10 protein-coding genes are annotated in these 12,754 nt (G+C 73.9%); 8 read left to right on the forward strand and 2 right to left on the reverse strand.

Translation table 11 applies throughout. The annotated features are described in order from the left end of the window. The first annotated feature begins 5 nt into the window (after nt 1-5). Nucleotides 6-1,043: an aldo/keto reductase gene (locus ACFVHV_RS12675; protein WP_359900365.1), complete on the forward strand. Its 1,038-nt coding sequence runs from the start codon at nt 6-8 to the stop codon at nt 1,041-1,043. 156 nt (nt 1,044-1,199) lie between these two features. On the opposite strand, the gene ACFVHV_RS12680 is transcribed toward ACFVHV_RS12675, so the two are convergent. Further along, entirely contained in the window at nt 1,200-2,174 is a 975-nt protein-coding gene (locus tag ACFVHV_RS12680; RefSeq protein WP_380351090.1) for an NAD-dependent epimerase/dehydratase family protein, read from the reverse strand. 381 nt (nt 2,175-2,555) lie between these two features. On the opposite strand from ACFVHV_RS12680, the gene ACFVHV_RS12685 reads away from it, so the two are divergent. From ACFVHV_RS12685 to ACFVHV_RS12715, 7 genes are all read left to right on the forward strand, one after another. After that, nucleotides 2,556-5,327, forward strand: a complete 2,772-nt coding sequence (locus tag ACFVHV_RS12685; protein ID WP_380351092.1) for an SdrD B-like domain-containing protein — start codon at nt 2,556-2,558, stop codon at nt 5,325-5,327. Nucleotides 5,328-5,445: 118 nt separating this feature from the next. After that, a complete protein-coding gene (locus ACFVHV_RS12690) occupies nt 5,446-6,255 on the forward strand; it encodes a hypothetical protein (RefSeq protein WP_359900257.1) in 810 nt (269 codons plus the stop codon). A gap of 236 nt (nt 6,256-6,491) precedes the next feature. Further along, the gene (locus tag ACFVHV_RS12695; RefSeq protein ID WP_359900259.1) at nt 6,492-7,382 is read left to right on the forward strand and encodes an ABC transporter substrate-binding protein; all 891 of its coding nucleotides are present in this window, start codon (nt 6,492-6,494) and stop codon (nt 7,380-7,382) included. Between the two features lie 31 nt (nt 7,383-7,413). Further along, nucleotides 7,414-8,442, forward strand: a complete 1,029-nt coding sequence (locus ACFVHV_RS12700; RefSeq protein ID WP_380351094.1) for an amino acid ABC transporter permease — start codon at nt 7,414-7,416, stop codon at nt 8,440-8,442. Beyond that, on the forward strand, nt 8,439-9,239 hold the full coding sequence (locus tag ACFVHV_RS12705) for an amino acid ABC transporter ATP-binding protein (RefSeq protein WP_380351096.1): 801 nt from the start codon (nt 8,439-8,441) through the stop codon (nt 9,237-9,239). Before ACFVHV_RS12700 ends, ACFVHV_RS12705 begins: the two co-directional genes overlap by 4 nt. Nucleotides 9,240-9,268: 29 nt before the next feature. Beyond that, complete coding sequence (locus ACFVHV_RS12710) at nt 9,269-10,897, forward strand: D-aminoacylase (RefSeq protein ID WP_359900263.1); 1,629 nt, start codon at nt 9,269-9,271, stop codon at nt 10,895-10,897. Beyond that, nucleotides 10,894-11,757 carry a serine hydrolase gene (locus ACFVHV_RS12715; protein WP_359900265.1) on the forward strand — a complete coding sequence of 288 codons (864 nt, stop codon included), beginning with the start codon at nt 10,894-10,896 and terminating at the stop codon, nt 11,755-11,757. The genes ACFVHV_RS12710 and ACFVHV_RS12715 overlap by 4 nt, the downstream gene beginning before the upstream one ends. 65 nt (nt 11,758-11,822) lie before the next feature. Here ACFVHV_RS12715 and ACFVHV_RS12720 read toward each other — a convergent pair whose 3' ends face one another. Next, nucleotides 11,823-12,749 (reverse strand): LysR substrate-binding domain-containing protein, encoded by a 927-nt coding sequence (locus ACFVHV_RS12720; protein WP_359900267.1) that lies wholly within the window; start codon nt 12,747-12,749, stop codon nt 11,823-11,825. Nucleotides 12,750-12,754: the final 5 nt, after the last annotated feature.

Consider the following 12,754-nt stretch of genomic DNA (forward strand, 5'->3'; position numbering starts at 1 on the left):
CCGACATGGAGTACCGCAGGCTCGGCGCGTCCGGGCTGAAGGTGCCCGCGCTCAGTCTCGGCACCGGCACCTTCGGCGGCCGCGGCCCGCTGTTCGGCGCCTGGGGCACCACCGACGTCCAGGAGGCCCGTCGGCTGCTCGACATCGCCATCGACGCCGGTGTCACCCTCTTCGACACCGCCGACGTCTACTCCGACGGCGCCTCCGAGGAGGTGCTCGGCCAGGCGATCCGCGGCCGCCGCGACCAGGTGCTGATCTCCACCAAGGCCGGACTGCCCACCGGCGACGGCCCGCAGGACGCCGGAACCTCCCGCGCCCGGCTGGTGCGGAGCGTGGACGACGCGCTGCGCCGCCTCGGCACCGACCACCTGGACCTCTTCCAGCTGCACGCCTACGACGCCGGCACCCCGATCGAGGAGGTGCTCGCGACCCTGGAGGACCTGGTCCGGGCCGGCAAGATCCGCTACACCGGCGTCTCCAACTTCTCCGGCTGGCAGCTGATGAAGTCCCTCGCCCTCGCCGACCGGCACGGCCGCCCCCGGTACGCCGCCCACCAGGTCTACTACTCGCTCGTCGGCCGCGACTACGAGTGGGAGCTGATGCCGCTCGCCCGGGAGGAGGGCGTCGGGGCCCTGGTCTGGAGCCCGCTCGGCTGGGGCCGGCTCACCGGGAGGATCCGCCGCGGGCAGCCGCTCCCGGACGGCAGCCGGCTGCACGACACCGCCGACTACGGCCCGCCGGTGGAGGACGAGCTGCTGTACCGGGTGGTCGACGCGCTGGACGAGGTCGCCGCCGAGACCGGCCGCACCGTCCCCCAGGTGGCGATCAACTGGCTGCTGCGCCGTCCGACCGTCTCCTCGGTCATCATCGGCGCCCGCAACGAGGAGCAGCTGCGCCAGAACCTCGGCGCGGTCGGCTGGTCGCTGACGGAGGACCAGGTGGCCCGGCTGGACGCGGCGAGCACGCGCACCGCGCCGTACCCGTACTTCCCGTACCGCCGGCAGGAGGCCTTCGCCCGGCTCAACCCGCCCGTCGCGGGCTGAGCGGCCTCGCGGGCCGGGCGGCGCGGGGGCGAAGCGGTGCGCGAGCGGCGCGTGGGCCCCGGCCCGGGAGATGTCCGGGCCGGGGCCGGACCGGCTGCTGCGGGGCGGCGGTCGGCCCCACGCCGGTGGCTGCGGTGGTGGCTGTGGCCGCGGCCCTCAGGCCTGCCGCCGGTGCCAGGCGGCGAGGAGTTCGGCCTCCCGCTCCGGGGTCAGGGCGTCCGGCAGGGGCTCGAACGGCCGGATGTCGCGGGCGGTCTCGGCCACCGGGCGGAGGGTCAGGCCGGTGGCGAGGGCGGCGGCCGGATCGGCGGTGCTGGTGGCGCGGATCTCCGGGTCGGCGGGCCACAGCGGCAGGGCGCGCTCCGGGACGCCGGCGGCGCGCAGGAAGTCCTCGGACACCCAGGTGAGGGTGGTGCCGGGCGGGGCGACCGCGGCGGCGACGGCGTCCAGCAGGTCGCCCATGCCGAACGGCGGGGGCGTGGCGGCGTGGTAGGCGCCGCGGGCGCCCTGTGCGAGGAGGCCGAGCATCCAGGCGGTGAGGTCGCGGACGTCGACCACCTGGAGCGGCGCGTCCGGCCGGCCGGGGGCGAGCACCTCGCCGCCCCGGGCGAGCCGCTGCACCCAGTGGTCGAAGCGGTGGGTGTAGTCGCGGGGGCCGATCACGTACGTCGGGCGGATCAGCAGCGTCTGCGGGCCGAAGGCCTCCCGGGCGGCGCGCTCGCACTGGACCTTGAGGACGCCGTAGCTCTCGGCGGTGACCTCCGCGGCCTCCGGGCCGTCGGCGGGGAGCAGCGGGGAGTCCTCGGCGAAGCCCGGGGCGGCCGGGGCGTCGTACACCGAGAGCGAGGAGACCAGCAGGTAGCGCCCGGCCGCGCCGGGATCGAGGGCGGCGGCCAACTCCCTTACCTGGCGCGGGAAGTAGGCGCAGAGGTCGACGGTGGCGTCCCAGCTGCGGCCGCGCAGCGCGGACAGGTCGGCGTCGCGGTCGGCGATCAGGTGGGTGGCGTCCGGGAGCAGCCCGGCGCCGGAACGGCCGCGGTGCAGCACCGTGACCTCGTGCCCGGCGGCCAGGGCCGCCTCGGCGAAATGGAAGCCGATGAAGCGGGTGCCGCCGATGACCAGAATGCGCATTCGGACATCGTGCCAGCCCGCCCCGCACCGGGGCCAATCGGTGCGCGATCGTTGCTCAAGTTGTGCGTGGGGTGGATGAGTCGGGGTGGATGTGCGGGGTTCCGGCGGGAAGCGTGTTCGACGGTCAACGGCGCGGGAGGTCGACGATCGTCGGCGGAGAGGCCTGGCCGGAAGGTCCCCGCTGGTCAGCCGGGTGCGGGCGGGGGTCGGCCGAACGGCCGCGACGGTCTCGTAACGCCTGATGACGGGTCAAAGTTCCTTGTTCCCCGGCGAACTTGTGTGAAGTCCCTTTAAGCTCCCGCTAACAATGGCGGCTTTCCGCCACTCTCGAACTCGCTCATGAGGTCGGGCGGCAGGCCCAACTTGACGATGAGAGCAGGGATGACGACGACAAGTGAACGAACCGCCGGTGCCGCGCGCGGCCCCGGCGGGCGGCGGACGGGCCCGCCCGGCCGCCGTGCCGCGGGCCTTCGCACCGCGGGCGGCGCGGTGACGCTGGCCGTGCTGGCCGGTTCCTGGTCCCTGGCGGCGGCCCCTCCGGCCTTCCCCCAGACCGGTGACGGTACGGTGGCGGTCCACGTGATCCGGGCCGTGGACACCGACGGTGTGTGGACGCCCGGGCTGGAATCGGGCATGGCGGGCGTGAAGGTGACGCTCACCGACGAGGCCGGGGTCTCCGTCGAGGGCACCACGGCGGCGGACGGCACGGTGACGCTGGCACCGGCCGCGAGCAAGCTGACCGGCGGCAAGTACCGGGTCCAGGTGGTGAATCCGAAGCCGGGCGTGCTCTACCCGGCCTTCGCCTCCCGCGAGGGCCTGGACGGCGGGGCGAACAAACTGAGCTCCAACGAGGAGTTCGTCGACCTCTCCGGCGGCAAGAAGGTGGAGATCACCACGGGGCTCTGGAGCCCGGGCGACTACTGCCAGAAGAACGCGCCGCTGGTGTCGACCTGTCAGAACCCGCCCCAGGACGGTGACGCCCAGCACACGCTGGTGTCCTTCCCGTACGAATCCCGCGGAACGGCCGGTACCGGCTTCACCCTGACCGACGTGGCCACGGCCGGGCAGACCGGAAACCTGTACGGCATCGCCTGGAACAAGGCCGACCGGCGGGTGTTCTCCTCGGCCCAGGCCAAGCGGACCACCGGCTACGGCCCCGGCGGCCCGGGCGGGATCTACGTCACCGACTGGGCGACGAAGAAGACCACGCTGTTCGCCACCGTCCCGGACGCGGGCACCACCCCGCACAGCCCGGGCAACGACGACGGCTTCCTGGCCGCGGTGGGCAAGGAGAGCCTCGGCGGCATCAAGATCACCGACGACGGCAAGGACCTCTTCGTCGTCAACCTGAACGACCGCAAGCTCTACCGCTACGACGCCACCGCGGCGACGGCGGCCGCGCCCAAGGCCGCCTACGCCATCCCGGACCCGGGCTGCCCGGCGCCGGGGGACTGGCGTCCGTACGGCCTCGGCATCCAGGACGGCACCGGCTTCCTCGGCGGCGTCTGCTCGGGCGAGTCCACCGGCAAGGCCTCGGACCTGCGCGCCGTGGTGCTGCCGTTCGACCTGTCCACGGGCGCGTTCAAGCCGGCCGTGCTGAACCAGCCGCTCGACTACCCGCGCGGCACCACGGTCGGCACCCCGTGCCCGGGCACCGCCTGGTTCCCGTGGCAGGACACCTTCCCGACCACCCAGAACGGCCAGGCCTGCGGGGCCAACTACCTGGCCAACCCCGAGCCGGCGGTCGCCGAGATCGCCTTCGAGACCGACGGCTCGATGCTGCTCGCCTTCCGGGACCGCTTCGGCGACCAGTCGGCGGCCAGCCCGACCGGCGGGGCGATGTCCAAGGTCCTGCCCGGCGGTGACCTCCTCAAGGCCTGCCCGGAGAACGGCACCTACGTGCTGGACACCAACCTGGGCTGCGGGTCCAAGGCCCGGGGCCAGCGGTTCTTCGACAACGCCCGGATCGGCCACAACAACCCCGCCAACGCCGGGATGGCGTTCTCGAAGGCCGAGGACTCCATCGTGACCTCGGGCTACGACAGCGACAGCCAGGCCTTCGGTTACGGCAGCGCCTTCCAGAAGCGCGACGGCAAGGCGGACGGCGGCGTGCGGCTCAACACGGGCCCGGGCATCCCGCCGTTCGGCAAGGGCGCCGCGATGGGCGACCTGGAGGTGCTCTGCGACCAGGCTCCGCTCCAGATCGGCAACCGGGTCTGGTACGACCCCGAGCGCAGCGGCCTCCAACTGCCGGGCCAGAAGCCGGTTCCGGGTGCCACCGTCCACCTGTACGACGAGACGGGGAAGCTCGTCGGTACGACCAAGACGACCAAGCGCGGCGAGTACTACTTCGACGACAGCAACGTCGAGGGCGGCCTCAAGCCGAGGACCAAGTACACGATCAAGCTGGACAACCCGGCGGACTACGCCAAGGACGGCCCCCTCTTCCAGTGGGTGCCGACCGACCACGACGTCGGTGACAACCACTTCATCGACTCCAAGGGCATCGTTCCGAAGGACGGCAGGTTCCCGGAGCGGGCGCTGACCACCGGCGGCCCCGGCGAGAACGACCACACCTACGACTTCGGCTTCCGGCTGCAGGAGGGTGCGCTGCGCCTGGTCAAGCACGACCAGGACGGCAAGCCGCTGGCCGGCGCCAAGTTCCAGCTGTGGCACGAGACCAACGGGACCGACGGGCTCCAGCCGACCGGCGACAAGCCCGACACCAAGGTCGGTGAGCCCTGCACGACCGGCGCCGACGGCATCTGCCAGGGCACCGGCGTGCCGGGGACGTACTACTGGCAGGAGCTGAGCCCGCCGGACGGCTACGCGGCGCCGGAGGTCACCGTCCTCGGCCCGCTCAAGCTGACCTCGGCGAACCTCGACGCCGGTGTGGAGGTGACGGCCGTCAACAAGCTGATCCCCACCCCGACGCCGACCCCGACACCCACCCCGACCGAGACGCCGACCCCGGCGCCGACGTCGGCGGCTCCGGTGCCCCCGGCCCCGGTGCCCCCGGCGTCCGGGCACCTGCCCAACACCGGTGCGGGTGAAGGGATGCCGATCGTGTTGACCAGCGCGGCGGCGCTGATCGCCCTCGGCACCGCCACGGTGCTGATGGCCCGCAGGCGCAAGGCCGCCCGGCGCGGCTAGCCCCGCGCGGGGTACGTGAAGGGGGCCCGGCAGCGGGCCCGATCGGGCGGGTTCGTGGGACCGTTGGTCCCCGGGCCCGCCCGACTGTTGTGTCCGACCGAGGAAAGGGAGCGGCTGCATGCCCCGCAGGACGAAGGCCGAAGGCCGCGGACCACGGCGGTCCCACTGGCTCAAGGCCCTGATCGCGATCGTGGTGTGCGGCGCCGCGGCGGGCGGCGTGGCCGTCTACCGGACGGTCTCCGACGAGGCCGTCGAACGCCCGGTGACCACCGACGAGGCCGGCCGGCTCGCCCTGTCGCGCCTGAACCTCTACCAGGCGAGCCCGGTGGCGGTGACGCTCACGGCCGAGGAGGGCGGGGGCGTCACCATCCGGGTCGACGGGGTCGTCGACTACCGCAACCACCGGGGGGTCGGCCGCTACCGGACCACCGGCGCGAGCGGACCGCTGGACCACGGCCTGATCGTCTGGGACACCGGCGGCCTCGGGCTGGCCCCCGACCGGGCCGGCACCGACACCGCCACCGCCCCCGCCACCGATGCCCCGGCCTGGCAGCAGGCCGAGCGCATCCCGCGCCAGGGCTGGTCACCGCGGACCTACACGGCGGACCCGCTGGACGCCGGACTGAACCTGCTGGTCCAGCTCGGCGCGGACCGCCCCGACAACCCGCTGCTGCTCGCCCAGTCCGGGGCCCGCTGGCTGGGCCGGGACCGGATCGACGGCAAGGGCTACGACCGCTTCGCCGGTCCGCGCGCCCAGGGCTCCGCGCCCGACGGCGCCCGCTCGCCGCTGACCTACTGGGTCGACGGCGACGGCGGGCTGCGCCGGGTGACGATGCGGATGCCGGGGCTGGGCACCCCCACCACCGTCGAGCTCACCGGACGGCAGGCGGACGCCAAGCTGCCCGAGGCCCCGTGGCTCACCGGCTGACCCGGTTGACGCCGCTGACCGGTTGACGCCGCTGACCGGCTGACGCCGCTGACCGGCTGACGGCTGACCGGTTGACCCGGCCGGCCGGGCACGGCCGGGTACGGCCGGAAGCCCGCAGGACAGGGCGGTCAGCCGTACCAAAATCGTTGGTGAGGCAGCAATGGCTTCATCATCTTCCGTTCACCCGGACCCGGCTGCCAGCATCGGCGCACCGTCACCGCCCGAGGGAGTAGCCGATGAACCGCCCCCGTTCCCTGCGCTGTCTGGCCGCACTGTCCCTGGTCGTCCTGGCCGCCACCGCCTGCGGGCGCTCCGACCAGGGCGGCTCCCCGGCCGCCGGCGCGGCGCAGGCCGGACAGAACTCCGGGAAGAGCGCCGCCGAGCTGCTCCCGGCGAAGAACAAGCAGAGCGGCGTGCTCAGAGTGGCCACCTCCGTCGGCTACCCGCCGATGGAGATGTACAAGACCGGCACCACCGAGCTGACCGGGGTCGACCCGGACCTCGCCGCCGCCGTCGCCGGGAGGCTCGGGCTGAAGCTGGAGCTCGCCAACTCCTCCTTCGACGGCCTGATCCCCGGCCTCCAGGCCGGCCGCTACGACCTGGTGATGTCCTCCATGACGGACAGCGCGCAGCGCCGCCAGGCCGTCGACTTCGTCGACTACTTCCGCACCGGCGGCGTGATCATGACGAAGAAGGGCAACCCCGAGGGCATCAAGTCCATCGAGGACCTCTGCGGCAAGAAGGTGGTCCTCGCCAAGGGCAGCTCCAACCTGGAGATCGGCGAGCAGCAGAACGCCAAGTGCGCCACCAGGATGGCGATCTCGCAGAGCGAGGACGCCCCGACCGGGCTGCTCCAGCTGGACAGCGAGCGGGCCGTCGCCACGATCGTGGACTACCCGGTGGCGCAGATGTTCGTGCAGAACAGCGGCTCCTACGAGGTGCTGCCGGAGCAGTACGGCACCGCGCCGTGGGGCATCGCGGTCGCGAAGAAGGACGCCGGGCTGCGCGACGCGGTGCAGAAGGCGCTCCAGGAGCTGATCGAGAGCGGCGAGTACCGCAAGGTGCTGGACACCTACCAGGTCGGCGGCAGCGCGGTGGAGCGCGCCACCGTCAACGCGGCGCAGTGAGAACGGCGGCACCGACGAGATGAGCACCGACATGAGAGACCCCGGGATCCCCGCCGACCCCGCGACGCCCGCGCCCGCGACGCCCGCCGACCCCGCGACGCCCGCCCCGGCACCCCGAACGGCCGCCGCCGGCGCCGTCGACGACGACCTGGCCTTCGAGGTGACCGGCCGGCCCCGCCCGGCACGCTGGTTCGCCGTGCTGGCGGCCGCCTTCGTCGCCGTCTGGCTCGCCTGGACCGTCATCGTCAACCCCAACCTGCACTGGGACATCGTCGCCAAGTACCAGTTCGACGGCGTGATCCTGGAAGGGCTCTGGGTGACGGTCCAACTCACCCTGATCTCCCAGGTGGTGGGCATCGTCATCGGCGTGGTGGCCGCGGTGATGCAACTGTCCGACAGCCCGGTGCTGCGGACCACCGCCGGCGCGTACACCTGGTTCTTCCGCGGCACCCCGCTGCTGGTCCAGCTGATCTTCTGGTTCAACCTGGCGCTGCTCTTCCCGGAGATCAGCATCGGCATCCCGTTCGACGGGCCCAAGCTGGTCAGCTGGCAGTCCAACACCCTGATCACCGGCTTCGTGGCGGCGCTGCTCGGCCTGTCGATCAACGAGGGCGCCTACATGTCCGAGATCGTCCGGGCCGGCATCCAGAGCGTCGACCCCGGGCAGCGCGAGGCGGGCGCCTCGCTGGGCATGTCCAACCGGCAGATCCTCACCCGGGTGGTGCTGCCGCAGGCGATGCGGGTGATCATCCCGCCGTTCGGCAACCAGTTCATCTCGATGCTGAAGACCACCTCGCTGGTCTCCGTCATCGCCGGCGCCGACCTGATGACCGTCTCTCAGCACCTCTACCTCGCCAACTTCGAGGTGATCGCGCTGCTGATCGTCGCGTCCATCTGGTACCTGGTGCTCACCACCATCGCGAGCGTCGCCCAGCACGCGGTGGAGCGGAGGTTCAACCCGGCCGGCGCCCCGCCGGCGCTGCACCGCCGAGTGCTGGCCAACCTGCGCCCCGGGCGCGGCGGAGCGGGAAAGCGCGTGAAGAAGGGGGAGGTCAAGTGACGACCACGGACCTGGGGAAGGCTGCCGCCGAGGTGGTCCTGTCGGCCCGGAAGGTACGCAAGCGGTTCGGGGACCTGGAGGTGCTGCGCGGCATCGACCTGGAGGTCCGGGCGGGGGAGGTGCTCTGCGTGATCGGCCCCTCCGGCTCCGGCAAGTCCACCCTGCTGCGCTGCTTCAACCACCTGGAGAAGATCGACGCCGGGCGGATCGAGGTGGACGGCGAACCGGTCGGCTACGAGCCGTACGGCGCCTCCGGCAGCAGGCTGCGCGAGCGCCGGCCGCGCGACATCCGCCACCAGCGCGAGCGGATCGGCATGGTCTTCCAGCGCTTCCACCTCTTCCCGCACCGCACCGCGCTCCAGAACGTCATGGAGGGCCCGATCGCGGTCAAGGGCCGCCCCCGCGGGGAGGCCGAGCGCCGGGCCCGCGAACTGCTCGCCCGGGTCGGCCTGGCCGACCGCGCCGACCACTACCCGGCCCAGCTCTCCGGCGGCCAGCAGCAGCGGGTCGCGATCGCCCGGGCACTGGCCATGGAGCCGACCCTGATGCTCTTCGACGAGCCCACCTCCGCGCTCGACCCGGAGCTGGTCGGCGAGGTGCTCGGCGTGATGCGCGACCTCGCCCGCAGCGGCATGACGATGATCGTCGTCACCCACGAGATGGGCTTCGCCCGCGAGGTCGCCGACCGGGTCGTCTTCATGGACCAGGGCGCCGTCGTGGAGGCCGGCAGCCCGGCCGAGGTGTTCACCGCCCCGCGGCACGACCGCACCCGGGCCTTCCTCTCGACGGTGCTCTGATGGGAGCGATGGGACTGATGGGAGCGGACGTGACCACGACCCCGGTCGACCTGCTGCTGCGCGGCGCCACCCTGGTGGACGGCACCGGGGCGCCCGCCCGCCCGGCCGACCTCGCCGTCGCCGACGGCCGGGTCACCGTACTGCCGCCCGGCACCGCCGTGACCGCGGCCGAGACCCTGGACGTCACCGGGCGGGTCGTCACCCCCGGCTTCATCGACGTCCACACCCACTCGGACGCGCTCGCCGCCCCCTTCGGCGGCGGCACCCACACCGACGGCGACGCCCTGGACGAGCTGCGGCTGGCCCCGCTGCTCCAGGGCGTCACCACCGAGATCAGCGGCAACTGCGGGATCAGCCTGTTCCCGGCACTGCCCGGGCGGCTGCCCGAACTGGCCGAGCACCTGCGGGTCTCCTTCGGCCTCGGACCGGTGCTGCCCGCCGAGGACTTCGACGCCTTCGCCGCCGGCCAGCGGCCCGAACTGCGCCGCAACCACATCACCTCGCTGGTCGGCCACGGCACGCTGCGCGCCGGAGTGATGGGCTTCGAGGACCGCCCGCCCACCGACCAGGAGCTGGCCGCCATGTGCGGGCTGCTCGACCGGGCGCTGACCCAGGGCGCGGCCGGACTCTCCACCGGGCTGATCTACCCGCCCGGCGTCTACGCGGACACCGAGGAGATCGTGGCCCTGGCGAAGGTCGCCGCGCGGCACGGCAAGCCGTACGTGACGCACCTGCGCGACGAGATGTCCCAGGTGGAGAAGGCGCTGGAGGAGGCGCTGGAGATCGCGGTGCGCTCCGGCGCCCCGCTCCAGGTCTCCCACCACAAGACCGCCGGACGGCACGCCTGGGGCGCCACCCTGCGGACCCTGCCGCGCCTGGAGCAGGCCCGCGCCGAGGGCGTGGACGTGCTCTGCGACGTCTACCCGTACACCGCCGGCAGCACCGTGCTGCACGCGATGCTGCCGCCGTGGACCAGCGAGGGCGGGCCGGCCGCGCTGCTGGAGCGGCTGCGCAGCAAGGAGGTCCGGGACCGGATCCGGGCGGACATCGCGCACGGCGTCGAGGGCTGGGAGAACACCGTCGGCAACGGCGGCTGGGACCTGATCTCGGTGGCCGCCGCTCCCGCCCGCCGTACGGCCGAGGGCCGCCGGATCGCCGACCTGGCCGCCGAGCGCGGCGCCGACCCGGTGGACCTCGTCTGCGACCTGCTGCTGGAGGCGCAGGGCGAGGTGACCATCATCAGCCACTCGATGCGCGAGGACGACGTCCGCCGGGTGCTGGCCAGCCCGCTGTCGATGATCGGCTCGGACGGGGTGCCCAAACCCGGCCGCCCGCACCCCCGCTGGGCGGGCAGCTTCGCCCGGGTGCTCGGTCACTACGGGCGCGAGCAGGGGCTGCTGCCGCTGGAGCTCGCGGTGCACAAGATGACCGGCCTGCCCGCCGAACGGTTCCGGCTGGCCGGGCGCGGCGTGGTCCGGGACGGCGCCGTCGCGGACCTGGTGGTGCTCGACCCGGCGGCCGTCCTGGACGGCGCGACCTTCGAGCGGCCGCTGCTGCCGCCGGTGGGCGTGGAGACCGTCGTGGTGGCCGGGCGGGTCGCGGTGCGCGGCGGCCGGCCGACCGCGATCCGGGCCGGAGAGGTGGTGCGGGTCCGATGAGCCTCGCCCAGGTGGCCGCCGCCGCGCGCAGCTCCGCGGCCCTGCCGCTGACCCTCGCGGTGGCCGCCGTCGACGTGGACGCCGCCGAGGCGGACCGCGGAGTCGACGCCGGCGCGGTCGGGGTGGACGACACCGTCGTCCTGCCCGTCGCCAGCGCATCCAAGCTGCTGCTGCTCGCCGAGGTCGCCCGGCGGCTGGAATCCGGGGAACTGACGGCCGGACAGCCGGTGGAGATCCTCCCCGAGGACGTCACCGGCGGCACCGGCCTGCTCGGCCGGCTGAGCCGCCCCGACTGGACGGTGGAGGACCTGGCCTGGCTGACCGCCGCGGTCAGCGACAACACCGCCACCAACGCCCTGCTGCGGCTGGTCGGCCTGCCGGCCACCGCCCGGCTGGCGCGCGAGCTCGGACTGGAACGGCTCACCCTGCACGACCGGGTGCGCGACGAGCGCGGGCCGGACGTCCCGCCGGTCTTCGCCACCGGCACCGCCCGCGACCTGGCCCGGCTGGTGGCCCTCGCGGTCCGGGGCACCATGGCCGGCCCGGCCGCCTCGGCCCGGCTGCTCGGCTGGATGCGCGCCAACACCGACCACGGCCTGGTGCCCGCGCTGATCGACCACGACCCGTTCGCCCCCGGCTTCCCCGAGCCGCTGCCCGGCCGCCTGCTGGTCGCGAACAAGACCGGAACGGACACCGGGGTGCGGGCCGACGCGGGCGTCATCGTGGGCGCCCGCCGGGTGGCCTACGCGGTCGTCGCGCACTGGGACGTGGCGCTCGGGCCCAGCACCGAACGGGCCGCCGTGCACGCGATCCGGGACGTCGGCCGCGCCCTCGCGGCCTGGGCCCAGCGACCCGCCTGAGCCGAACCGCCCGAGCCGGTTGGCCGGTGGGCTCAACGGCCGGCCGGCTCAGGCCGTGGGGGAGCTCAGTCGCCCCACCGCATGTCCAGCAGCGACCTGATCTCCCCGGCGGCGGAGCCGAGTTCGGCGAGGAAGGCGCGCAGCACCGGATTGCGGTTGGTGGGCCGGGTGGCCACCCCGATCCGGCGGTGCAGCTGCGGATGGTCCAGCCGGCACACGTGCACCCCGGCGCTGTCGGCCAGGCCGAGCGCCGGGATCAGCGCGACGCCCATGCCGGCCCGCGCGAGGTTGATGGTCACCTGGTAGTGGTCGCTGCGGCAGCGCACCCGGGGACGGAACCCCTCGGCGGCGCAGGCGCGTTCGAGCACCGGTTCGCCGGTGCTGCCGCCGTGGGTGCCGATCCAGCTCTCGCCCTCCAGCTCGGCCAGCCGCACCACCGAGCGCCGCCCGAGCCGGTGCCGCAGCGGCACCACGACCAGCTGCGGCTCGTCGAAGTACATCCGCACGTCCACCGCCGCCCGGCGGCACCACGGGTCCAGCGGGTGCTCGAAGACGACGGCCGCGTCCAGCCGGCCGGCCTCCAGGTCCGGGACCAGCTCGTGCGGCTGGCCCATGATGAGCTCCAGCTCCACCTGCGGGTGCCCGGCGGCGAAGGCGGCCAGCGCCCGGGGCAGCAGGTCCAGCCCGGCGGAGGCGAAGAAGCCGATCCGCAGCACGCCGGCCGCGGCCTGGGCGTGCGCCCGCAGGTCGTCCTGGGCGACGGCCATCAGATCGGCGATCGCCTGGGCGTGCTCGGCCAGCCGGACACCCGCGGGCGTCAGGCGCAGGGACTGCGGGGCCCGTTCCACCAGCGCGACGCCCAGCTCCTGCTCCAGACGGGCGAGCTGGTGCGAGATGGCGGACGGGCTCAGGTGCAGGGCCTGTGCCGCGGCCACGATGGTGCCCCGGCGGGCGATCTCCAGGAGGACGTGCAGTCGGGCGCTGTTCAGCATCGGCC

It is taken from the genome of Kitasatospora sp. NPDC127116, from assembly GCF_042677365.1.
Classification (GTDB): Bacteria; Actinomycetota; Actinomycetes; order Streptomycetales; family Streptomycetaceae; genus Kitasatospora; species Kitasatospora lactacystinica.

Coding starts and splice junctions, on each gene's coding strand:
- ACFVHV_RS12720 (WP_359900267.1), bottom strand. CDS start 12,749: ATGCTGAACAGCGCCCGACTGCACGTCCTCCTGGAGATCGCCCGCCGG.
- ACFVHV_RS12680 (WP_380351090.1), bottom strand. CDS start 2,174: ATGCGCATTCTGGTCATCGGCGGCACCCGCTTCATCGGCTTCCATTTC.
- ACFVHV_RS12695 (WP_359900259.1), top strand. CDS start 6,492: ATGAACCGCCCCCGTTCCCTGCGCTGTCTGGCCGCACTGTCCCTGGTC.
- ACFVHV_RS12690 (WP_359900257.1), top strand. CDS start 5,446: ATGCCCCGCAGGACGAAGGCCGAAGGCCGCGGACCACGGCGGTCCCAC.
- ACFVHV_RS12675 (WP_359900365.1), top strand. CDS start 6: ATGGAGTACCGCAGGCTCGGCGCGTCCGGGCTGAAGGTGCCCGCGCTC.
- ACFVHV_RS12685 (WP_380351092.1), top strand. CDS start 2,556: ATGACGACGACAAGTGAACGAACCGCCGGTGCCGCGCGCGGCCCCGGC.
- ACFVHV_RS12715 (WP_359900265.1), top strand. CDS start 10,894: ATGAGCCTCGCCCAGGTGGCCGCCGCCGCGCGCAGCTCCGCGGCCCTG.
- ACFVHV_RS12700 (WP_380351094.1), top strand. CDS start 7,414: ATGAGAGACCCCGGGATCCCCGCCGACCCCGCGACGCCCGCGCCCGCG.